The following is a 20,257-nucleotide window of genomic DNA, read 5'->3' on the forward strand; positions in this document are numbered from 1 at the left end:
CAAATAAAAAAAGCGCCTCCGGATTCTCCGGGGCGCTTTTTTATTTTGTCCGTGCATTGGACACGAACGGCTATTTTAAAGCTCGGCTCAACGGTAGAGCAGAAGTGCCGCCAGACCCAGCGAGCCGATGACGATGCGCCACCAGGCAAAGGGTGCAAAACCGCGTCGCGAGACGAAGTCCAGCAGCGAGCGCACGACGAACAGGCCGGAGACGAAAGCGGCGATGAAGCCTACGGCAATCAGCGCACTGTCATCGAAGCTCAGCGCATCGCGGTTCTTGTAGAGATCGAGCACAAACGCGCCGAGCATGGTCGGCATCGCCAGGAAAAACGAGAATTCGGCGGCGGAGCGCTTGTCCGTGCCCATCAACAGCGCGCCAACAATGGTAGCGCCGGACCGGGAGGTGCCCGGAACCATCGCAAGGCACTGGAACAGACCGATCTTGAAGGCAAGCGACGGCGGATAATCCATAATGTCGGTATATCTGGGCTTCAGCGGCATTCGGTCGACGGCCAGCAATATGACGCCGCCTATAACCAGCACGATACAGATGAGGATGGGTGTTTCGAATAGCACCGTCTTGATGAAGTCATGCGCCAGAGCGCCGATCACCGCCGCTGGCAGGAAGGCGACAGCGACGGCCAGCACGAAGCGGCGCGCCTTGGGACTTGTTGGCATCGCCATGGCGATCGACACAAGCTTCTGAAAATAAACAAGAAGTATAGCAATGATCGCGCCGAGCTGAATGAGAACGGCAAAGGTGTTGCCCGGCGATTTAAAGCCGAGAAAATGCCCGGCCAGCAGCACATGCGCCGTTGAGGAAACGGGAATGAACTCCGTAAGACCCTCGATAATGCCCAGCAAAAGCGCGCTGATGATCGATTGGTCACCCATGAGGTATCCTTTTTTCAGGGGGAAGCGGGAATGGAAAGCAATTGCGTTAAACTTGTTTTAAAGTAGCCAAGCTCTTATAGCGTCTTGATGAAGCGAAACTGAAAAAGTTTTCCGGCAATTGTCGATCATGACAACCAATCGTAAAAATTGAGTACCGATGCCAACTCTCTATCACTCTCCCATGTCGACCGCATCGCGGTTCGTTCGTCTGATCCTTTCGGAATACGGGTTCCAGACCGATCTCGTGGAGGAGCAGCCGTGGGAAAGAAGGCGGGAGTTTCTGGCGCTGAATCCGGCGGGCACCCTGCCGGTCTATCTCGATGACAATATGCGCTCTCTCAGCGGTCCCTACGTGCTCGCCGAGTTTCTCGACGAAACGCACGGGGTTTTGAAGCGTGACCGGCGATTGCTGGCGGAAGACCCGTTTCAGCGGGCGGAAATCCGCCGCTTGACCGAGTGGTTCCTGCAGAAGATGGAAAACGATGTGACCCGACCGCTGGTGCGGGAGCGGGTTTATAAATTGCAGATGACGGCGGCGCAGGGTGGTGGCCCCCCGGATTCCAAGCTTCTGCGCACCGCGCGTAACAATGTTCGTCAGCACATCAAATATCTGGAATGGCTGGCGGGTTCGCGCACTTGGCTCGCCGGCGACCGATTGAGTTATGCCGATCTGGCCGCGGCTGCTTCTGTTTCGGTGCTGGATTATCTCGGCGAAATCAACTGGCTTGAAGCGCCCATTGCCAAGGAGTGGTATCAGCGGCTGAAATCGCGCCCGTCCTTCCGGCCGTTCCTCAGCGAGCGCATTCCGCGCCTTGCCCCCTCCTCTCACTACGCCGATCTGGATTTCTAAGTTCCGGCCTCCCGGTTATTTGCTGCGGCGTGTAGCTACGCATATATATGTCGCAGAGTAACCCGCAGGAGAAACAACCATCGACGTTGCCAGCGACAAGCAGCGGATACGCGCTCGCAAACTGACGGACTTCGTTCGTCAGGAGGCGCTTTCGCTCGGCTTCGATCTCTGTCGTATCACCGCGCCGGACAGCATTCCGCTGGCACCGGGACGGTTGAGGCAGTTTCTGGATAAGGGCTATCATGGCACGATGGCGTGGATGGAGGAGACCGAGGCCCGTCGCGCCGAGCCGAAAACGCTGTGGGGCGACGTGCGCTCCATTGTCATGTTCGGGCTGAATTACGGGCCTGAGGAAGATCCTCGCGGCGTTCTTTCCAAAGCCGACAAGGCAGCCATTTCGGTCTATGCCCGCAACCGCGACTATCACGACGTCATAAAAGGGCGACTGAAAGAAATCGCCACCCGTTTTGCCGCGCGCGCCGGCGAGGACGTGAAGGTCTTCGTTGACACCGCGCCGGTGATGGAAAAACCGCTTGCCGCAGCCGCGGGTCTCGGCTGGCAGGGCAAACACACCAATCTGGTCAGCCGCACCCATGGTTCCTGGCTGTTTCTCGGCAGCATGTTCACCACCGCCGAGCTTTGTCTTGATGAGGCCGAGAAGGACCATTGCGGCTCCTGTCGCGCCTGTCTCGATGCCTGTCCGACGGCCGCCTTCCCCGCCCCCTACCAGCTAGACGCCCGCCGCTGCATCTCCTACCTCACCATTGAGCACAAAGGCGTCATCCCGCACGAGTTCCGGCCGATGATAGGCAACCGCATCTATGGCTGCGACGATTGCCTTGCCGCCTGTCCCTGGAACAAATTCGCGGCCAGCGCCTCCGAGATGAAGCTGCAGGCGCGCGAGGATTTGAAGGAACCTTCCATCGCCTTCCTGCTGACGCTGGACGACGCTGCCTTCCGCAGCTTCTTCAGCGGCTCACCAGTCAAGCGCATCGGGCGTAACCGCTTCATCCGCAATGTGCTGATAGCGGCTGGAAACTCGCGCGACCAGCAATTCGTGCAGCAATGCAAGTCTCTCGCCGAAAAAGACCCGGCACCGGAGGTGCGCGGCATGGCCGCATGGGCTTTGTCGCAGCTTATGGACAGCGAGGAATTCCGTGCATACTCTGCCGGCCGCGCCCCGGAGCCTGATCCAGAGGCGGAAATGGAATGGCAACTGGCAGAGGCGTGACCCATGCATGTGATGATTTTCGGCGCAGGATATTCGGGCAAGGCCATCGCAAACGCGCTGAAAACTGAAGCTGCAACGATATCGGGCACCACGCGCAGCACAGACAAGTTCGCAAGCCTTTGTGCAACTGGCATGACACCCTTCCTGTTCGACGGTGCCCATCTTAATGACGATCTCATCGCCACAATGGCCAATGTCACGCATCTCGTGCAGTCCATCGCGCCGGGGAAGGATGGAGATCCACTGCTTGCGCTTTTGGGCGACGACCTGAAACGGCTTCTGCCCAAGCTTGAATGGATCGCTTATCTTTCCACCGTTGGCGTCTATGGCGACCATGACGGCGCATGGGTGGATGAGGAAACCCCGTGCCGCCCGGTTTCCGCCCGGTCCGTGGAACGCGTTGCTGCCGAAACCGCCTGGGCTGCGGCTGCTGAAAAAGCGGGGGTGCCGCTTGCCATCTTGCGCCTTTCGGGAATTTACGGCCCCGGACGCAATAGTTTCATGAATTTCGAAAAGGGAACGGCGCGCAGGCTGGTAAAGAAAGACCAGGTGTTCAACCGCATCCGGGTTGAGGATATTGGTGCGGCCCACGCCTTTCTGGCGCGGAGAAATGAACGCGGCGTCTTCAACGTGACGGATGACGAACCCGCCCCGCCGCAGGATGTGGTGAGCTTCGCCGCCACGTTGATGGGCCTCGAGCCGCCGCCCGAACAGGCATTCGAGACCGCGGATCTGACGCCGATGGCACGCTCCTTCTACGGCGAGAACAAGCGTGTTTCCAACGCCAGGATACGTGGCCTCGGTTTCGATTTCAGCTTCCCGGAGTACAAAATCTCCCTGACACAATTGTGGGAAAGCGGCCTCTGGCGGGGCTAAAAATCCCCCATTTAAAAGCGATGAAAAATCCTTCCAAACCCGTTTTCGAGGATGGTTTTGGTGGTTTTTCAGTCAATTTGGCTTTTATTAACCATGCAAAAATCGCTAAAATCGTAGCCATTAGAAAAATATTTCACTCACATTTCGTGAACTGGATTCACGAAGGCGTGACTTGTAACAGCATTTCCATTGAGCATTGATTCTGCGTCATTTTTTCCACTTTTCAACAATAAGGCACCGACGACACCTTTCCGGCTAACGATCACGAATGTTACAGTCTGTAACACTTCGTGATTTGAGATCAGCTTTTTTTCGCCATTTTTCCCTCGCCCTACAATCTCGCATTCAAACGCGTTCAGGCCAGACAATGGCCGTTTAGCAAGGGCACAATCAATCGGCGCGGGGCCGATTTTCAGGGAAGCACAGTTTGTTGAATATCCGTCGTATAACTTTCACCGTCGCAACTATAGCCGCCTGTTCCATCATTGCGCCTCTTCAGGCGAATGCGGCAAATGGTTGTGGAGGGGCATCGTGGTATGCGTTGAGCTCCAAGACTGCTTCGGGCGAGCGTATGAACGCCGCCAACATGACCGCCGCTCACCGCTCGCTGCGGTTCGGCACCAAGGTCAAGGTTACCAATGCCCGTAACGGCAAGGCCGTTGTGGTGCGCATCAATGACCGCGGTCCGTTCATCAAGGGTCGCGTTCTCGATCTTTCCAAGGCCGCTGCCAAAAACATCGGCATGATCAGTTCCGGCACCGCCAAGGTATGCTACGAGGTCGTCAGCGCCGATTGAGCCTTGCCCTTGCCGCCATTCGCGTCTACCAACCGGGCTAATCAGCAAAATGAGGTAGACAATGCGTTTGGGCGGGCGTTTGGCCGGAGCAATCGAAGTATTGGCGGATATTGAGGGACGCAGGCGTCCCGTTGCCGATGCTCTGAAGGACTGGGGACTTGCCCATCGTTTCGCAGGTTCGGGTGACAGGGCCGCGATCGGCAACATCGTCTATGACGCGCTGCGCATGAAACTGTCACACGCCTGGCTGATGGATGACGACAGCGCCGCCTCGCTTGGTTATGCAGTTCTGCTGCGCCAATGGGGCAAGAGCTTTTCGGAACTTGCGGCGGAATTCGACGGCGACAAATTTGCCCCTGCCGCGCCTGATGAAGAAAAGCAGAAAGCCTTTCTCTCCCGTTCTCTCGCCGATGCACCAGCCCATATTCAGGGCGACATTCCCGAATGGGTTCAAGCATCCTTCGAGAAGGCGTTTGGAGAGGGCTGGCTTGCCGAGGCGCAGGCGCTGAACCAGCGCCCGACACTTGATCTGCGGGCCAACACGCTGAAGGCCACTCGCGACAAGGTGCTGAAGGCGCTGGAAGAGAGCGGTGCGGAAGCAACTCATATAGCCCGTCAGGGTGTCCGCATCCCCGCCGGCGAAGGCCCTTCCCGCCTGCCGAATGTGACCGCAGAACTGTCCTTCCAGAAAGGCTGGTTCGAAGTGCAGGACGAGGGATCGCAGATCGTTGCCGATCTTGCCGGCGCGCATGAAGGCGAACAGATCCTCGATTATTGCGCCGGTGGCGGCGGCAAGACGCTGGCCATGGCCGCCAGCATGAACAACAAGGGTCAGGTTCACGCCTTCGACGCCGATCGCAAGCGCCTCGCGCCAATCATCGAGCGGCTGAAACGAGCCGGCACGCGCAATGTGCAGGTTCATGACCGCGCAGCCGGACTTGTCCCGTTTCATGAAAAATTCGATCGCGTTCTGGTGGACGCCCCCTGCACTGGCACCGGAACATGGCGCCGGCGGCCTGACACCAAATGGCGGCTGACGACACGCAATCTGGAAGAACGGGTACAGCAGCAGGGCGAGGCCCTTTCGCAGGCCAAGGGTTTTGTACGCCCCGGCGGCGAGCTGCTTTATGTCACCTGCTCGGTTCTGCCCGAGGAAAACGAGCAGCAGGTCACGCGCTTCTGCGAAGAAAATCCGCAATTCTATATCGGTTCGGCACTGGATCGCTGGCAGACGACTTTTGGCGGCAATGCAAACAAACCGCATTCCTCTGACGGCAAGACAGTGACGCTGACGCCTGCAACTACAGATACGGATGGTTTCTTCTTCTGCGTAATGAAACGCAAAGCGTGAAACAGGTTTTGCACGCGCTGATTTTACTTCGAAAAATACCGAGTAGCTTGTTTCAAAGCATTCTAAACTAGAATATTTGACACAAGTTTGCGATTGGGTCAGAACTCGCTTGCCGCAGCGTGAAGTTATTTCACGCCTGCCCAAGGAGAGGGATCATGATCCGCAAAACCATTCTCAGCGCGTCTTTCGCGCTTCTGGCCGCATCCGCGACCTTCACCGCGCTTCCCGCCCGCGCTGCGACCGACGCCGCCGCTGTCGTCAAGCATTACGCCGACGTCGCGCATGCGAAATACGAGGATTCGCTGACCACGGCGAAGGCGCTGGACAAGGCAATCGACGCGCTGATCGCAACACCGAGCGAAGGAACGCTGAAAGCTGCACGTGAAGCGTGGATCAAGGCGCGCGTTCCCTACCAGCAATCGGAAGTCTATCGTTTCGGCAACCCTGTGGTCGACGCCTGGGAAGGCAAGGTAAATGCCTGGCCGCTGGATGAAGGCCTGATCGACTATGTCGACGGTTCCTACGGCACCGAGAGCGACGAGAACGAGCTTTACGTCGCAAACATCATCGCCAATCCGAAGATCAAGATCAGCGGCGAAGATGTCGATACCTCGAAGATCACCCCCGAACTGATCGAAAGCCTGCACGAGGCGGGCGATGTCGAAGCCAATGTGACGACCGGTTACCACGCCATCGAATTCCTGCTCTGGGGCCAGGACCTGAACGGCACCGGACCGGGTGCGGGCAACCGCCCCTATACCGACTACGACAAGAAGAATTGCACGAACGGCAATTGCGACCGCCGCGCCGATTACCTGAAGTCCGCCTCCACCCTGCTGATCAAGGATCTTCAGGAAATGGTGGACGCCTGGGCGCCGGAAGGCGAAGCCACCAAGACAGTGGAAGCCGACCCGAAAGCCGGCCTGACCGCCATTCTCACCGGCATGGGCTCTCTTTCCTATGGCGAGCTGGCAGGGGAGCGCATGAAGCTCGGCCTTCTGCTGCACGATCCGGAAGAGGAGCATGATTGCTTCTCCGACAATACCTATAATTCGCATCTTAACGACGCCATCGGCATCGCATCTGCCTATACCGGCGAATATACCCGTGTGGATGGAACGAAGATGACCGGCGCCTCGCTGTCGGAGCTGGTCGGCGCCAAGGACAAGGCGCTGAACGACGAGATGACGGCGAAGCTGAACAAGACGCTCGACGCCATGCATGCCATGGAAAAGCGTGCCCAGACGGTCGAGGCCTACGACCAGATGATCGGCGAAGGCAACAAGGAAGGCAACGCCGTGGTTCAGGCTGCCATCGACGGCCTTCTCGACCAGACGAAAACCGTCGAACGCGTGATTGCGGCACTCGATCTCGGCAAGATCGAACTTGAAGGTTCCGCCAGCCTCGATAATCCGAACGCCGTCTTCAAATAAGAGCCAATGCGGGCCGCAGATCGCTGCGGCCCGCCATTCCCATGCTTTCCATGAACTCGTCGCTGCCGCGGATCCGCAAGCCGTTCTTCTTCGCCGGGGCAGCCTGCCTTGTGGCATCGATGGTGCTTGCCGCGCCGCTTCGTGACGATCTGACGGAAAAAGACCAAAACCGCGTTCAAGCTGTCACTGCGCCGACGATGGATTTTACCATGCCGGAGCCCTTCGAGGCCATGTCCGGCGGGGCAACGACCAGCACCCATAAAGCCGATAGCGGCGCGTTTTCGCATCCATCCGCAACAATGCCGTTTGAGCGAAAACAGGATTTCAAGCTCGGCAATGCGCTGTTCCAGAAGCTCTGGGTGTCTTCCCCCTCCTCCACGCAAGCCTCGGACGGGTTAGGGCCGCTCTATAACGCCCGATCCTGCCAGGCCTGCCATGTGAAGGACGGCAGAGGCCGACCGCCACTTGCCGGCGAAGATGCCGTCTCCCTGTTTCTGCGGCTGGCCCGGCCTGCCCGCAACGAGGCGGAACGGGCAGCGATTGCGCGCCACGAGGTGTTGAATTTTCCCGACGAGACCTATGGCCGGCAGCTTCAGAACCTGGCTATTCCCGGCCTCGCTGCAGAGGGCAAACCTGTCGTCACCTATATCGAGAAACCCGTGCGGCTGGCCGACGGCGAGGTGGTGATGCTGCGCAAGCCAGACTATGCCGTGGCAGGCCTGCACTATGGCCCCCTGGGCGTCGATACGACTTTGTCGGCGCGGATTGCAATGCCAACCCTTGGGCTTGGGCTGATCGAGGCCATTGCCGATGCCGATATTCTGGCCGGCGCCGATCCGGATGACAAAAATGGCGACGGCATTTCCGGGCGCCCTGCTTTTGTACGGGATCACCGGACCGGCGAAGTGAAGCTCGGCCGATTTGGCTGGAAAGCCCAGAACGCCAGCGTCCGCGACCAGAGCGCCAGCGCCTTCTCCCACGATATCGGCATTTCCACGCCGGATGCACAAAACGCCTATGGTGATTGCACCGACGTTCAGAAAGACTGTCTTGCCATGCCGACCGGCGTGCAGCCACGGCTTGGGCCAGTGGAGGCGCCAGACCCCATTCTCGATCTCGTGACCTTTTACACCGAAAACCTTGCAGTGCCGCAGCGCCGCGATGTGGGTGATCCCACCGTGTTGCGGGGAAAGCAGCTTTTTTACGCATCCGGCTGCACATCCTGCCATACACCGAAATTCGTCACCCGCCGTGACGCTGCCGACCCCATGCAGTCTTTCCAGCTGATCTGGCCCTATTCGGATTTTTTGCTGCACGACATGGGAGAGGAGCTTGCCGACGGCCAGCAGGTGGGCGAAGCAAGCGGGCAGGAATGGCGAACCCAGCCGCTCTGGGGTATCGGTCTGACGCGAAGCGTGAATGGCAACGGTTTTTACCTGCATGACGGGCGGGCGCGCAGCCTGACAGAAGCGATATTATGGCACGGCGGCGAAGCGCAAAAAGCGCGCGATGCCTTTGCCGCCTTGCAAAAATCCGACCGGCAGGCTTTGCTGGCTTTTCTGGAGTCCCTTTGATGAAAAATGCCATGCGAAAAATACCCGGTCTCATCTCCGTGCTGCTGCTTTTGGGCATGCGGCCCGCAATGGCGCAGGATGTGGAGCTGATGCCGCCGCCACCGCTCGACGCCGTACAGGTACGGGGCGTGATGGAAAAAGCGGTGAACGGTTTCATCCGTCCCGGCTATGACCAGTTCCGGCAATCGGCAGAGAAGCTGGAAGGCAGCATGAAGGCGTTCTGCGCCGCCCCTTCCAAAACGACGGATGAGGCGGCCAAAGCGGCCTTTGCCGATACGGTCTCCAGTTGGTCAACCATCGAGATCGTTCGGGTCGGTCCGGTGATCGAGCACAACCGCTTCGAACGTGTGCTCTATTACCCAGACAAGAAGGGTCTTGGCCTGAAACAGGTACAGCGTTACCTTGCAGAAAAGGACGAAAGCGTCACCAGCGCCGAGAGCCTGAAGGGCAAGAGTGTCGCAGTGCAGGGCCTAGGCGCGCTGGAATTCGTGCTCTATGGCGCCGGAGCGGGTGATCTGTTCGACAAGAAGGGCGATTTCCGTTGCCGTTATGGCGCGGCGATTGCCGGCAACGTTGCCAATGTGGCGGCGGAGCTTTCCGACAGCTGGAACGCACCTGATGGAGCGCAGAAAAACTGGACGCAGCCCGGCGCGAATAATCCCGTTTTTCGCGATGAGCGTGAGGCGCTGGTTGCCCTGCTTGGCATTCTCGTGCACGGCGCCGAAGCAATCCGCGACCAGCGCATAGAGACGTTCTACAAGGGGCCGGACAAGGCGAAGTTTCCCCGCACGGCGATCTACTGGCGGTCCGGCCTGACGTGGAAAAGCATTGCCGCAAACATCAAGGCCGTTCAAACCCTCCTGCACACGGCCGATATGGTCGAACTCGTGCCACCCGACCAGCGCTCCATCGTCAACTCCATCGATTTCATCGCCAAATCGATGATCCGCATTGCCGGAACGATTGATACCAACGTGGAAAAGGCCCTTGATGACGACCAGCAACGCGCCAAGGTGGATTACCTGCTGCTGAACGGCAAAGACCTGATCTACCGCCTCAACGACCAGTATGGCGGCGCAATCGGTCTCAGCTCCGGCTTTTCCTTCGCCGACGGAGACTGAGGCGGTGATATCATGCAAAAAGCCGACGCTGATAGACAGGCGCAGCTTCATCAAGGCGGCGGGCATTCCGTTCCTAGCGACGCTCGCTCCCGGCTCGCTGCATGCGCTTGAACGCGCCGACGCTGTCTTCGCTTCCGCTTTTCGCGCTCATGACGGTTCCTACGGCATTGCGACTGTGAGCGAACGCGGCGAGATCATCGACCGCGTTGCGCTCCCAGCCCGCGCCCATGGAATGGCAACGAGCCGTGCGACCGGCATGACAGTGGCCTTTGCGCGCCGGCCCGGCACCTTCTTCATGGCCTTTGACCCCGCGCGACGCCGCGAACCTGTCGTGATGCACACGCCGGAAAACCGCCACTTCTACGGCCACGGACAATTTTCTCCCGACGGTGCGATCCTCTACGCCAGCGAAAACGACTTCGATGGCAATCGCGGTGTTATCGGGCTTTACGATGCCCGCAACGGATTTGCCCGCATCGGTGAATACGACGCCCACGGCATTGGCACCCATGACATGACCGTGAGCGACGATGGCAGGCTGATCGTGATCGCCAATGGCGGCATCGAGACCCACCCGGATTTCGGCCGAACCAAACTCAATGTCGACAGCATGCAGCCGTCGCTCGTGCTTCTGGACGCCGCCAGCGGCCAGTTGATCCAGAAACATACGATGCCAGACCAGTTACGACAGCTTTCCACCCGCCATGTCGATCTCGGCGATGACGGGCGTGTCTGGTTCGCCTGCCAATATGAGGGACCGCGCAACGATCTTCCGCCGCTTGTTGGCCATTTCTCGAAGGGCGAGGACCTTGCCTTCGTCGATCTACCAGAGCAAACGACGGTGCGCCTTGCCAATTATGTCGGTGCCATCGCCGTCAACCGGCGCGATGGACTGGTGGGCCTGACCTCACCCAATGGCAACGCGGCCGTGACGCTGGATGCGAAAACCGGGCGTGTTGTATCCGAGACGACCGTGCGGGAGGCTGCGGGCGTTGCCCCCGCCATAAAGGGCATTGCGGTTTCTTCCTATGACGGATTTTTCGAGGCTATTCGCAGCGACGTGGCGTGGGACCAGCATATCGTGCGTATTTCAGGCTAAAATACTGAAAATGCACTGGAACAAAAAAGACCAAAAAGCATTTGAGGCGTCATGAAAAACCTGTCCGTGTATATCATTTTCGTGGTTGTGGTTGTTGCGCTGGGTGCGCTCATCGGCATCAACAACGTGCCGGGCGAATGGTACCAGTCGCTTCAGAAGCCGCCCTTCAACCCGCCCAACTGGATATTCGGCCCCGTTTGGACAACGCTCTACGTGATGATCGGCATTGCAGGCGCGCGAACATGGATCGTGAGACCGGCGGGCACGCGCATGCGTCTCTGGTTCACGCAGTTGGTGCTGAATTTCCTATGGTCGCCTATCTTTTTCGGCATGCAAAGCCCGACAGGTGCGCTCGTCATCATCGTGCCGATGCTGATCTGCATTCTGGCTTTCATTGCGCTCACCTATAGTCGTGACCGCATCTCCATGTGGCTTTTCGTGCCCTACGCCCTTTGGGTCGCCTTTGCCACGCTGCTGAATGCCAGCATCGCCGTGCTGAACTAATTGCTCCTGCGGCACTTGCCTTGCCCGCCGCCACACGCCATGTCAGTTTGCGGTGAGGACAAAAGCAGGCAGGTAAGCCAATGGAGATCACGGATCCCGGCGATTTTCGTCAGCGGATAGAAAGAAGCTTTGCGCGGCAGGGTGTGGTGCAGGCAATCGGTGCGCAGATAAGCCGCATCGAACACCGTCTGGTGGAAATCGAGCTGCCGTTTCATGAAAAGCTGACACAGCAGCACGGCATATTGCATGCCGGTGTCATTGCCGCCGGCCTGGATACCGCCTGCACCTATGCCGCCTATACGATCATAGAACCGGAAGCCTCGCTGCTGACAATCGAGTTCAAGGTCAACCTCATGTCGCCCGGGCGCGGCGAGCGGTTCCTGTTTCGTGGCGAAATCATCAAGCCGGGCAACAACCTGATCGTTGCCGATGGCCGCGCTTACGCCCTTTCCGACGGGCCGGCGAAGCTCATCGCCTCCATGACAGGCACTATGATGGTGGTGAAGGGCCGCGAGGATATTACCGGATGAGCTACCGGCTTTTGCATGTTGCGGACAAATCCATTCTTTTCGTCATGGCGGCTTCCGCCGAATACGGCTCCCACCTGCAGGCGCGCATCGCGCCCTTGATGACCGGCGTCGGCCCGGTCGAGGCAGCGATTTCGGTCACGGCAATTCTTGCTGGTCTCGATGCGGCGGGTCATCTGCCTGACCTTGTCGTTTCGCTCGGCTCCGCCGGCTCGCGGACGCTCGACCAGACTGGCATCTATCAGGCTATTTCTGTTGCCTATCGCGACATGGATGCCTCAGCCTTCGGTTTTGAAAAGGGTCGCACGCCGTTTCTCGATCTGCCGGCCGAGGTGGCCTTGCCCCTGCGCATACCCGATATTGCCGAGGCGCGGCTTTCCACGGGCGCCAACGTCGTCTCTGCTGCCGCCTATGGGTCGATCAATGCCGATATGGTGGAAATGGAAACCTATGCCGTGCTACGGGCCTGCCAGCGCTTCGGCGTGCCGCTCATCGGCCTGCGCGGTATTTCCGATGGCAGGGAAGATGTGAACCATGTGGACGACTGGACGGAATACCTTGATATCATCGATGAAAAGCTCGCAGACGCCGTCGACAGGCTTTGCCGCGCTATCGAAGACGGTGCGATCACCCTTTGAACCTCGCGATTTTAGTAAATTTCCGCTGTTAGATGCCCGCTTCCGGGTTGCCTAAAGCCGCCATTTTCTTTAAAGGCTCGCCATGACCCAGATAGCCCATCCCGACAGCATTCTCATCATCGATTTCGGCAGCCAGGTGACGCAGCTGATTGCGCGCCGCATCCGCGAAGCCGGGGTCTATTGCGAAATCCACCCGTTTCAGAATGCCGCAGAGGCGTTTGAGAAGCTCCAGCCCAAGGGCGTGATCTTCTCCGGCGGCCCCGCATCTGTAACGGCGGAAGGCAGCCCGCGTGCGCCGCAGGCGGTGTTCGACAGCAAGGTTCCGATCCTCGGCATCTGCTACGGCCAGCAGACGCTCTGCACCCAGCTTGGCGGCGTTGTCGAGGGCGGTCACGCGGCGGAATTCGGGCGCGCCGATATCGACATCAAAAAGGCAAGCCCTCTGTTCGACGGTTTCTGGGAACAGGGCAAGAGCTATCCCGTCTGGATGAGCCACGGCGACCGCGTGACGAAACTGCCGGAGGGTTTCGAGGTTATCGCAACCTCTGAGAACGCACCCTTCGCCATAGCTGCCGACGAGACACGCCATTATTACACCACCATGTTCCACCCGGAAGTGGTGCATACGCCAGATGGTGGCAAGCTGCTCTCCAACTTCGTGCACAAGATCGTCGGTCTTAAATCCGATTGGACGATGGCAGCCTATCGCGCCGAGATGATCCGCAAGATCCGCGATCAGGTCGGTACCGGGCGCGTGCTCTGCGCACTCTCCGGCGGCGTCGATTCCTCGGTTGCGGCGATCCTCATCCATGAGGCGATCGGTGACCAGCTGACCTGCGTTTACGTTGATCATGGCCTGATGCGGCTTGGCGAAAGCGAGCAGGTCGTCGGCATGTTCCGCGACCATTACAATATTCCGCTGGTACATGTGGATGCCGCAGACATGTTCCTGGGCCAGCTTTCTGGCGTCTCCGACCCGGAAGTGAAGCGCAAGACTATCGGCCGTTTGTTCATCGAGGTCTTCGAGGCGGAAGCTGCCAAGATCGCAGCAGACGGCAAGGGTGCTCCGAATTTCCTCGCGCAGGGCACGCTTTACCCTGACGTCATCGAGAGCGTTTCCTTCTCCGGCGGTCCTTCCGTCACCATCAAGAGCCACCACAATGTCGGTGGCCTTCCCGAGCGCATGAACATGCAGCTGGTGGAGCCGCTGCGCGAGCTCTTCAAGGACGAGGTGCGTGCGCTTGGCCGTGAACTTGGCCTGCCGGAAAGCTTCATCGGGCGCCATCCCTTCCCCGGCCCGGGTCTGGCGATCCGTTGCCCCGGTGCGGTCACCCGCGAGAAGCTCGATATTCTGCGCAAGGCAGATGCAATCTATCTCGACGAAATCCGCAAGGCGGGTCTTTACGACACCATATGGCAGGCCTTCGCAGTGCTGCTGCCGGTGCAGACCGTGGGCGTCATGGGTGACTACCGCACCTATGACTTCGTCTGTGCGCTCCGCGCTGTGACGTCCGTGGATGGCATGACGGCGGATTTCTACCCCTACGACATGAATTTCCTCGGCCGCGCCGCGACCCGCATCATCAACGAAGTCCGCGGCATCAACCGTGTCGTCTATGACGTGACGAGCAAGCCGCCCGGCACGATCGAGTGGGAATAAAACGAAGGCGGAGCAATTCCGCCTTTTGTTCCTCTTTTGTTCTTTATTTTATCACCGCGCAATGATAGGTTTCCGGCCTTGGTATAAGGCTGTGGAGCATCGTCATGGAGTGCGAGTTGGCGGACGAAAGAGCCTTAAGGCAGCTTTGTTTTGATGGGCTGGAGCCGCAGAAAATACGGCGCATCAATCCGCGCTTTCGAAACAAGCTCCTGCTACTGCTGAAGCCACCACGGCAATTGGCGGAAAGAATTTTTGTCGATGCGTCGCATCATGCCAAGGGTCGGACAACCCGCGAGGCATATCCCGCCGAGCTTCTGCACATAACCCTGCTGTGTTTGGGATGTTTCGAGACAATCCCTCACGGACTGACAAGCAGGCTGGAGGCGGCAATGGGTGCGGTAAACGCGCGGCCTGTTCCAGTCACCCTGGACGCAAGCGCGCTTTTCGGCAATCGCAATAGTCTGGTGCTGCGAAACGGTGGTGATCTGCCGGAGATCAACGCTCTGGTGAAGCTGCTGCAACGCGCGCTTCGACAGGCAAACCTTCCCTATATCGCGGCACCATCTTACACGCCGCATATCACGATGATTTATGGCTGCGGGAAGATAGAGCCGATGCCGGCCGGAAAACCCTATAGCTGGCTTGCGGGTAATTTCGAGCTTGTTTTTAGCCATAATGGCGAAACGCGACATGAGTCCCTTGGACGCTTCGCACTCTCCGCAAAAGCAGATCGTTATGAGCCGCTCGAAAGCCAGCTGCATTTACCGGATAAACTGATCGGTCCGAGAAAACGGCCGAACCGAAAGCAGGCGGAACGCTAAGGCCCGCCAACATATACGCACGAGCGAGGCGATGTCGCCTCGCTGCAAACGATAATCAGCTTAGAGCTGAACCTTGTCGAAAGCCTTGCCGTCGATGCCAAGCGCTTCGAGGTCGGCGCGGGCCGGCTTGCGATGCGCGCGGACAGCGGCCGAAACCGAAAGTGCGGCACCAAGAACGGCGAAAGTTTCGCCAAAGAAGTTACGCGATGTCTTTGCAACCTGACGCATTTTTCTCTCCATCTTTGATGCCCAGATAATGGGCATTTTTGTCCTCTGCTACAACTCATGATGTAGCAGGGAAGCCATGCAGCTTTGCTCGCGCTCGTTTGGATGTCAGACACTGCATTTTTGCATGGCTCGAATTCCGTGCTTCAGGCTGCGGGTTGAATACGGCGCATTATTTGTTATGCCGGAAGTTCAAGACAAAGAGGCAGGTAACATGACGGTCACCATTTACGGCATCAAGAACTGCGACACGATGAAAAAGGCCAGAAGCTGGCTGGAAGCCAACGGTGTCGACTATTCTTTCCATGACTACAAGACGGCAGGTATCGACCAGGCCCATCTCGAAACATGGTGCGATGCCGCGGGCTGGGAAACGGTTCTGAACCGGGCCGGCACTACCTTCAAAAAACTGGACGATAGCCAGAAAGCCGATCTTACCCGCGAAAAGGCCATTGGCCTGATGCTGGAGCAGCCCTCCATGATCAAGCGACCGGTGCTGGAGGCAAAGGAGACGATAACCGTCGGCTTCAAGCCGGAAACCTATCAGTCCCTCTTTGCGTGAGCGCAGGCCACCATGTCCAAGACAACCCGCGCTACGCAGATGCTGACCAAGGCCGGTGTGAACTTCACCACAGTTACCTATGACTACGACCCGAATGCCGACCGGATCGGCCTGCAGGCGGCCGAAGCTATCGGCGAACCGCCACATCTGGTTCTGAAAACACTGATGGCTGAGCTGGATGGCAAGCCGGTCTGCGTCGTCGTCCCGTCCGACCGGGAAGTGAGCATGAAGAAGCTTGCCGCCGCCTTCGGGGGAAAATCTGCCAGCATGATGAAGCCCGCCGATGCGGAGCGGGCAACGGGTTATCATGTGGGCGGCATCAGCCCTTTTGGACAGAAGAAACAGGTTCCGACCGCCATAGAGGCTGGGGCCATGACCTATTCCTATGTCTACATGAATGGTGGCCAGCGCGGTTTGCAGGTAAGGCTTTCCCCCGGCGACGCGCAGGCGGCGCTGAAAGCCATTGTCGCACCTTTGGTGGCCGATTGACGTCTCGACACAGCTTTGAAAGCATTTGGCTTTCGAAGCGAATGGGCTATGGTCGGCGCCTCCGATTGAAATATACGAAGGCAGATCATGACTGTTTCCCCCATCGATCCCGTCAAACTCGAGAAACTGGCTGAAGTCGCCGTCAAGGTCGGCCTGCAATTGCAGAAGGATCAGGATCTGGTGATCACCGCTCCGCTGGCGGCGTTGCCGCTGGTGCGGTTTTTGACCAAACACGCCTATCTTGCCGGCGGCGGGCTGGTCACCACCTTCTACTCCGACGAAGAAACCACGCTTTCCCGCTACCGCCACGCCAGCGACGCCAATTTCGACCGGGCTTCCGGCTGGCTCTATGACGGCATGGCCAAGGCCTATGCCAATGGCGCGGCGCGGCTTGCGATTGCCGGTGACAACCCCATGCTGCTGGCCGAACAGGATCCCGCCAAGGTGGCGCGCGCCAACAAGGCCAATTCCACGGCCTATAAGCCGGCGCTTGAGAAGATTTCCAACTTCGATATCAACTGGAACATCATCTCCTATCCAAACCCGTCCTGGGCAAAACAGGTCTTTCCCGGTGTGACGGAAGACGAAGCGGTTCGCAAGCTCGCGGACGCCATCTTCGCCGCTTCGCGGGTAGATCTCGCCGATCCGGTCGCGGCATGGGCGGAGCATAACGCCAATCTCGCCAAGCGTTCGGCATGGCTGAACGGTGAACGTTTCTCGTCGCTGCATTTCACCGGTCCCGGCACGGACGTGAAAATCGGCCTGGCGGACGGCCACGAATGGCATGGGGGCGCCTCAACCGCCAAGAACGGTGTGACCTGCAACCCGAACATTCCGACGGAAGAAGTGTTCACCACACCGCATGCGCTGCGCGTGGATGGTTACGTGTCCAGCACCAAGCCGCTTTCACATCAGGGAACGCTGATAGACGATATCCAGGTGAAGTTCGAAGGCGGCCGCATCGTGGAAGCCAAGGCTTCGAAGGGCGAAGCCGTGCTGAACAAGGTGCTCGATACCGACGAGGGTGCGCGGCGTCTGGGTGAAGTGGCACTGGTGCCGCATTCCTCGCCGATTTCGGCAAGTGGCATCCTGTTCTACAACACGCTGTTCGACGAAAACGCCTCCTGCCACATTGCGCTCGGCCAATGCTATTCGAAATGCTTCGTTGATGGTGCTTCGTTGTCGCAGGATCAGATCAAGGCGCAAGGCGGCAATTCCAGCCTGATCCACATCGACTGGATGATCGGTTCCGATAAGGTGGATATCGATGGCGTGAAGCCGGATGGCTCCACAGTTCCAGTGATGCGCAAGGGCGAATGGGCCTGAGCTATTTCGGCAGCTGGCTCCGCTGACTGAGCCAGATGCTGAAAAGCACTGCAACGAAGCCGACGATTTGCACTGGCGTGAGGCTTTGGCCGAGCGCCAGCCAGCCGAGCAGGGTCGCAACGACGGGGCTTAGGAAACCGAGCGAGGCTGCAGCCGAGGGTTCGATGCGGGCGAGACCCCGGAACCACAGAAAATAGGTCAAGGCGGCACCAATAATGCCGAGATAGGCCATGCCGAGAATATTGGCAGCGGTAGGTGCAGGCAGGGCCGGTTCCAGGAAATATGCGACCGGCAGAAGCAGAATGCCTCCAGCCGTCAATTGCCAGGCCGTAAAGGTGAGGTTCGATACCGGCGGTCGCCATTTGCGGGTGAGCACGGTTCCAAAGGCCATGGATACGGCGCCTGCAAGACCCGCAGCCACGCCGACGGCATCCAGCGCGGCAGCACCCGGCGCCAAAACCAGAAGTGCGACGCCTAAAATACCCAGAAGACCAGCGACAATGGCCAGCGGCCGGACCGGCGCGGCGAGAAACAGCCGCGAAAGGCCGATGACGATCAGGGGTTGGATCGCACCCACAGTCGCGGCTACACCACCCGGCAGCCGGTAAGCCGAAACGAAAAGCATCGCCCAGAAAAACGAGAAATTCAGCGCACCTAGAATAAGGCTGCGAGACCACCAGATGCCCTCCGGTAGTTTTCTGACCAGAAGCAACAACAATACTCCGGCCGGCAAGGCGCGCAGCATCGCAACATGGAATGGATATCCATGTGGCAGGAATTCGGTGGTGACGAAGTAGGTCGTTCCCCAGATGGCGGGGGCAAGTGCCATCACCAGCACATCGGCGGCATAGGTGGTATTTTTCTTCATTTCAAGAATCTCTACATCAAGATAAATACAACTTAGCCAATTTTATCTTGACGTCAAGATATCAGTTGTTATGCCTTGGTAATGAACAAAGAACCGAATGATCACGTCGATCACATTCTGGCGCAATGGCGCAAGGAGAGGCCCGATCTCGATGTCGAGCCAATGGGGCTGCTTGGGCGCTTGAAACGGCTAACCACGCATCTCGGTCGCGAGGTGGAGGCGGTGCTGCTGAAACACGGCCTCTCCTCTTCCGCTTTTGATGTGCTGGCGACATTACGGCGCGCGGGCGCGCCCTACCGGCTTTCGCCCGGTGATCTGCTGGCCATGACAATGGTAAGCTCCGGCACAATGACCAACCGGATCGACCAGCTGGAAAAAGCGGGTCTGGTGGAGCGCATCCACAACCCGCAGGATCGGCGCAGCGTGTTGATATCATTGACGGAGCGGGGATTTGCCATTGTCGAGGACGCGGTCAGCGCCCATGTCGAGAACCAGCAACGGCTGGTCGCACAGCTCAGCGAAGAAGAACGCACGGCGCTGAACAAGCTTGTGAAGCGGTTTCTACAGGGGTTTGAAGCTTAGTTCCCTAAAAAGCGGACAGGAACCAGCAATCGCGCAGGTGATGGCGCTTGTTTTGGCGCTAAGAATCCTATAAGCAATTTTCCGTTAACCTGTCCTACAGGTTGGAGGAACGATTGTATAAGCCCATTTCGCAGGAAACCGATCTCGTCAGCAGCGCGATTGGCGCAATCACGCGCCACATTCGCGAAAACGAACTTGCCCCCGGAGCGAAGCTGCCCAGCGAGCTTTCGCTTTCGCAGCAGCTCGGTGTCTCGCGCACCGTGGTTCGCGAGGCTTTCCGGTCCTTGTCGGCCATGCGGCTGATCGATGTCAGCGTCGGCAAGCGCGCCACGGTGGCGACGCTGGATCATGGCGCGATGTCGCTGATGTTCGAACATGGCATTCACACCGAGCAGATCAACATCCAGCAGATTTACGACGTGCGCCGCACCATCGAAGTCAGAACCGTGACATTGGCGGCGCTGCGGCGAACGGATCTGGAGGCGCTCACCATTCTCGACCACGCCAACAATATGGAGCGGGACTTTGGTAATAGTGACAGGGTCATGGAACACGACCTTGCCTTTCACCTTGCCGTTGCCAGAGCCTCCAAGAACCCGGTTTTCGAACTCATTCTCGGCGCCTTTCAGAATGTGACGCGCCAGACATGGCCGATCGGCTGGAAGAGCCGCAAATCCGACGCGCAGCGTCATGCCGCGACTGAACTTCATATCGCCATCGGACAGGCCATTGCCGCGGGCGACCCGCAAACGGCCTCAACACTTATGGCGCGGCATTTCGATGAAAGCGTGCATGCGCTTCTGGCCGCCGGCATCGCCTGATTTTTCAAA

At 58.5% G+C, this 20,257-nt stretch carries 22 protein-coding genes; 19 read left to right on the top strand and 3 right to left on the bottom strand.

What is annotated here, in order from left to right; genetic code table 11:
- Nucleotides 1-87: 87 nt before the first annotated feature.
- Nucleotides 88-894, bottom strand: a complete 807-nt coding sequence (locus ACQZ5Y_RS04420) for an undecaprenyl-diphosphate phosphatase (protein ID WP_174049137.1) — start codon at nucleotides 892-894, stop codon at nucleotides 88-90.
- Nucleotides 895-1,051: 157 nt separating this feature from the next.
- Here ACQZ5Y_RS04420 and ACQZ5Y_RS04425 point away from each other — a divergent pair, with 157 nt between their 5' ends.
- From ACQZ5Y_RS04425 to ACQZ5Y_RS04490, 14 genes are all read left to right on the top strand, one after another.
- On the top strand, nucleotides 1,052-1,744 hold the full coding sequence (locus tag ACQZ5Y_RS04425; protein ID WP_003514689.1) for a glutathione S-transferase family protein: 693 nt from the start codon (nucleotides 1,052-1,054) through the stop codon (nucleotides 1,742-1,744).
- A gap of 79 nt (nucleotides 1,745-1,823) precedes the next feature.
- The gene (queG, locus tag ACQZ5Y_RS04430) at nucleotides 1,824-2,975 is read left to right on the top strand and encodes a tRNA epoxyqueuosine(34) reductase QueG (RefSeq protein ID WP_035252005.1); all 1,152 of its coding nucleotides are present in this window, start codon (nucleotides 1,824-1,826) and stop codon (nucleotides 2,973-2,975) included.
- Nucleotides 2,976-2,978: 3 nt separating this feature from the next.
- Nucleotides 2,979-3,851 (top strand): SDR family oxidoreductase, encoded by an 873-nt coding sequence (locus ACQZ5Y_RS04435; protein WP_145166448.1) that lies wholly within the window; start codon nucleotides 2,979-2,981, stop codon nucleotides 3,849-3,851.
- Between the two features lie 427 nt (nucleotides 3,852-4,278).
- Nucleotides 4,279-4,647: a septal ring lytic transglycosylase RlpA family protein gene (locus ACQZ5Y_RS04440; protein WP_013635343.1), complete on the top strand. Its 369-nt coding sequence runs from the start codon at nucleotides 4,279-4,281 to the stop codon at nucleotides 4,645-4,647.
- Nucleotides 4,648-4,708: 61 nt separating this feature from the next.
- On the top strand, nucleotides 4,709-5,998 hold the full coding sequence (locus ACQZ5Y_RS04445) for an RsmB/NOP family class I SAM-dependent RNA methyltransferase (RefSeq protein ID WP_112290956.1): 1,290 nt from the start codon (nucleotides 4,709-4,711) through the stop codon (nucleotides 5,996-5,998).
- Between the two features lie 155 nt (nucleotides 5,999-6,153).
- The gene (locus tag ACQZ5Y_RS04450; RefSeq protein WP_003514680.1) at nucleotides 6,154-7,431 is read left to right on the top strand and encodes an imelysin family protein; all 1,278 of its coding nucleotides are present in this window, start codon (nucleotides 6,154-6,156) and stop codon (nucleotides 7,429-7,431) included.
- 41 nt (nucleotides 7,432-7,472) lie between these two features.
- Nucleotides 7,473-9,005 carry a di-heme oxidoreductase family protein gene (locus ACQZ5Y_RS04455; RefSeq protein WP_174049136.1) on the top strand — a complete coding sequence of 511 codons (1,533 nt, stop codon included), beginning with the start codon at nucleotides 7,473-7,475 and terminating at the stop codon, nucleotides 9,003-9,005.
- Complete coding sequence (locus ACQZ5Y_RS04460) at nucleotides 9,005-10,126, top strand: imelysin family protein (protein WP_174049135.1); 1,122 nt, start codon at nucleotides 9,005-9,007, stop codon at nucleotides 10,124-10,126. The genes ACQZ5Y_RS04455 and ACQZ5Y_RS04460 overlap by 1 nt, the downstream gene beginning before the upstream one ends.
- A 4-nt stretch (nucleotides 10,127-10,130) precedes the next feature.
- Nucleotides 10,131-11,225 (top strand): DUF1513 domain-containing protein, encoded by a 1,095-nt coding sequence (locus tag ACQZ5Y_RS04465; RefSeq protein ID WP_174049134.1) that lies wholly within the window; start codon nucleotides 10,131-10,133, stop codon nucleotides 11,223-11,225.
- A 51-nt stretch (nucleotides 11,226-11,276) separates the two neighbouring features.
- Nucleotides 11,277-11,729, top strand: coding sequence for a TspO/MBR family protein (locus tag ACQZ5Y_RS04470; RefSeq protein ID WP_003514671.1), 453 nt, complete (start codon nucleotides 11,277-11,279; stop codon nucleotides 11,727-11,729).
- Nucleotides 11,730-11,809: 80 nt separating this feature from the next.
- The gene (locus ACQZ5Y_RS04475) at nucleotides 11,810-12,259 is read left to right on the top strand and encodes a PaaI family thioesterase (protein ID WP_003514669.1); all 450 of its coding nucleotides are present in this window, start codon (nucleotides 11,810-11,812) and stop codon (nucleotides 12,257-12,259) included.
- Nucleotides 12,256-12,894: a 5'-methylthioadenosine/S-adenosylhomocysteine nucleosidase gene (locus ACQZ5Y_RS04480; RefSeq protein ID WP_174049133.1), complete on the top strand. Its 639-nt coding sequence runs from the start codon at nucleotides 12,256-12,258 to the stop codon at nucleotides 12,892-12,894. The genes ACQZ5Y_RS04475 and ACQZ5Y_RS04480 overlap by 4 nt, the downstream gene beginning before the upstream one ends.
- Nucleotides 12,895-12,976: 82 nt before the next feature.
- Nucleotides 12,977-14,554 carry a glutamine-hydrolyzing GMP synthase gene (guaA, locus tag ACQZ5Y_RS04485; protein ID WP_003514664.1) on the top strand — a complete coding sequence of 526 codons (1,578 nt, stop codon included), beginning with the start codon at nucleotides 12,977-12,979 and terminating at the stop codon, nucleotides 14,552-14,554.
- A gap of 104 nt (nucleotides 14,555-14,658) precedes the next feature.
- Nucleotides 14,659-15,375, top strand: coding sequence for a 2'-5' RNA ligase family protein (locus ACQZ5Y_RS04490; protein ID WP_174049132.1), 717 nt, complete (start codon nucleotides 14,659-14,661; stop codon nucleotides 15,373-15,375).
- 60 nt (nucleotides 15,376-15,435) lie between these two features.
- Here the strand turns inward: ACQZ5Y_RS04490 and ACQZ5Y_RS04495 are convergent, their stop codons facing one another.
- On the bottom strand, nucleotides 15,436-15,603 hold the full coding sequence (locus ACQZ5Y_RS04495; RefSeq protein ID WP_003503889.1) for a hypothetical protein: 168 nt from the start codon (nucleotides 15,601-15,603) through the stop codon (nucleotides 15,436-15,438).
- 211 nt (nucleotides 15,604-15,814) lie between these two features.
- Here ACQZ5Y_RS04495 and ACQZ5Y_RS04500 point away from each other — a divergent pair, with 211 nt between their 5' ends.
- The 3 genes from ACQZ5Y_RS04500 to ACQZ5Y_RS04510 all read left to right on the top strand — a co-directional run bounded on the left by ACQZ5Y_RS04500 (nucleotide 15,815) and on the right by ACQZ5Y_RS04510 (nucleotide 17,977).
- Nucleotides 15,815-16,162: an ArsC family reductase gene (locus ACQZ5Y_RS04500; RefSeq protein ID WP_025592205.1), complete on the top strand. Its 348-nt coding sequence runs from the start codon at nucleotides 15,815-15,817 to the stop codon at nucleotides 16,160-16,162.
- A gap of 12 nt (nucleotides 16,163-16,174) precedes the next feature.
- Nucleotides 16,175-16,651, top strand: a complete 477-nt coding sequence (gene ybaK, locus ACQZ5Y_RS04505; RefSeq protein ID WP_111795057.1) for a Cys-tRNA(Pro) deacylase — start codon at nucleotides 16,175-16,177, stop codon at nucleotides 16,649-16,651.
- A gap of 87 nt (nucleotides 16,652-16,738) precedes the next feature.
- On the top strand, nucleotides 16,739-17,977 hold the full coding sequence (locus ACQZ5Y_RS04510) for an aminopeptidase (protein ID WP_003514657.1): 1,239 nt from the start codon (nucleotides 16,739-16,741) through the stop codon (nucleotides 17,975-17,977).
- A gap of 1 nt (nucleotide 17,978) precedes the next feature.
- Here ACQZ5Y_RS04510 and ACQZ5Y_RS04515 read toward each other — a convergent pair whose 3' ends face one another.
- The gene (locus tag ACQZ5Y_RS04515; protein WP_174049131.1) at nucleotides 17,979-18,845 is read right to left on the bottom strand and encodes an EamA family transporter; all 867 of its coding nucleotides are present in this window, start codon (nucleotides 18,843-18,845) and stop codon (nucleotides 17,979-17,981) included.
- An 81-nt stretch (nucleotides 18,846-18,926) separates the two neighbouring features.
- Here ACQZ5Y_RS04515 and ACQZ5Y_RS04520 point away from each other — a divergent pair, with 81 nt between their 5' ends.
- Nucleotides 18,927-19,427 carry a MarR family winged helix-turn-helix transcriptional regulator gene (locus ACQZ5Y_RS04520; protein WP_019564468.1) on the top strand — a complete coding sequence of 167 codons (501 nt, stop codon included), beginning with the start codon at nucleotides 18,927-18,929 and terminating at the stop codon, nucleotides 19,425-19,427.
- Between the two features lie 113 nt (nucleotides 19,428-19,540).
- Nucleotides 19,541-20,248, top strand: coding sequence for a FadR/GntR family transcriptional regulator (locus ACQZ5Y_RS04525; protein WP_174049130.1), 708 nt, complete (start codon nucleotides 19,541-19,543; stop codon nucleotides 20,246-20,248).
- The last annotated feature ends 9 nt before the right edge of the window (nucleotides 20,249-20,257 follow it).

This window comes from Agrobacterium sp. A3-95 (assembly GCF_053521785.1).

Excerpts from the sequence above, each read along its gene's own strand:
- ACQZ5Y_RS04445 (WP_112290956.1), top strand. The coding sequence starts at position 4,709 with ATGCGTTTGGGCGGGCGTTTGGCCGGAGCAATCGAAGTATTGGCGGAT.
- ACQZ5Y_RS04450 (WP_003514680.1), top strand. The coding sequence starts at position 6,154 with ATGATCCGCAAAACCATTCTCAGCGCGTCTTTCGCGCTTCTGGCCGCA.
- ACQZ5Y_RS04480 (WP_174049133.1), top strand. The coding sequence starts at position 12,256 with ATGAGCTACCGGCTTTTGCATGTTGCGGACAAATCCATTCTTTTCGTC.
- ACQZ5Y_RS04520 (WP_019564468.1), top strand. The coding sequence starts at position 18,927 with ATGAACAAAGAACCGAATGATCACGTCGATCACATTCTGGCGCAATGG.
- ACQZ5Y_RS04435 (WP_145166448.1), top strand. The coding sequence starts at position 2,979 with ATGCATGTGATGATTTTCGGCGCAGGATATTCGGGCAAGGCCATCGCA.
- ACQZ5Y_RS04515 (WP_174049131.1), bottom strand. The coding sequence starts at position 18,845 with ATGAAGAAAAATACCACCTATGCCGCCGATGTGCTGGTGATGGCACTT.
- ACQZ5Y_RS04460 (WP_174049135.1), top strand. The coding sequence starts at position 9,005 with ATGAAAAATGCCATGCGAAAAATACCCGGTCTCATCTCCGTGCTGCTG.
- ybaK (WP_111795057.1), top strand. The coding sequence starts at position 16,175 with ATGTCCAAGACAACCCGCGCTACGCAGATGCTGACCAAGGCCGGTGTG.
- ACQZ5Y_RS04475 (WP_003514669.1), top strand. The coding sequence starts at position 11,810 with ATGGAGATCACGGATCCCGGCGATTTTCGTCAGCGGATAGAAAGAAGC.
- ACQZ5Y_RS04500 (WP_025592205.1), top strand. The coding sequence starts at position 15,815 with ATGACGGTCACCATTTACGGCATCAAGAACTGCGACACGATGAAAAAG.
- ACQZ5Y_RS04425 (WP_003514689.1), top strand. The coding sequence starts at position 1,052 with ATGCCAACTCTCTATCACTCTCCCATGTCGACCGCATCGCGGTTCGTT.
- ACQZ5Y_RS04420 (WP_174049137.1), bottom strand. The coding sequence starts at position 894 with ATGGGTGACCAATCGATCATCAGCGCGCTTTTGCTGGGCATTATCGAG.
- ACQZ5Y_RS04495 (WP_003503889.1), bottom strand. The coding sequence starts at position 15,603 with ATGCGTCAGGTTGCAAAGACATCGCGTAACTTCTTTGGCGAAACTTTC.
- ACQZ5Y_RS04455 (WP_174049136.1), top strand. The coding sequence starts at position 7,473 with ATGCTTTCCATGAACTCGTCGCTGCCGCGGATCCGCAAGCCGTTCTTC.
- ACQZ5Y_RS04490 (WP_174049132.1), top strand. The coding sequence starts at position 14,659 with ATGGAGTGCGAGTTGGCGGACGAAAGAGCCTTAAGGCAGCTTTGTTTT.
- ACQZ5Y_RS04510 (WP_003514657.1), top strand. The coding sequence starts at position 16,739 with ATGACTGTTTCCCCCATCGATCCCGTCAAACTCGAGAAACTGGCTGAA.
- guaA (WP_003514664.1), top strand. The coding sequence starts at position 12,977 with ATGACCCAGATAGCCCATCCCGACAGCATTCTCATCATCGATTTCGGC.
- ACQZ5Y_RS04470 (WP_003514671.1), top strand. The coding sequence starts at position 11,277 with ATGAAAAACCTGTCCGTGTATATCATTTTCGTGGTTGTGGTTGTTGCG.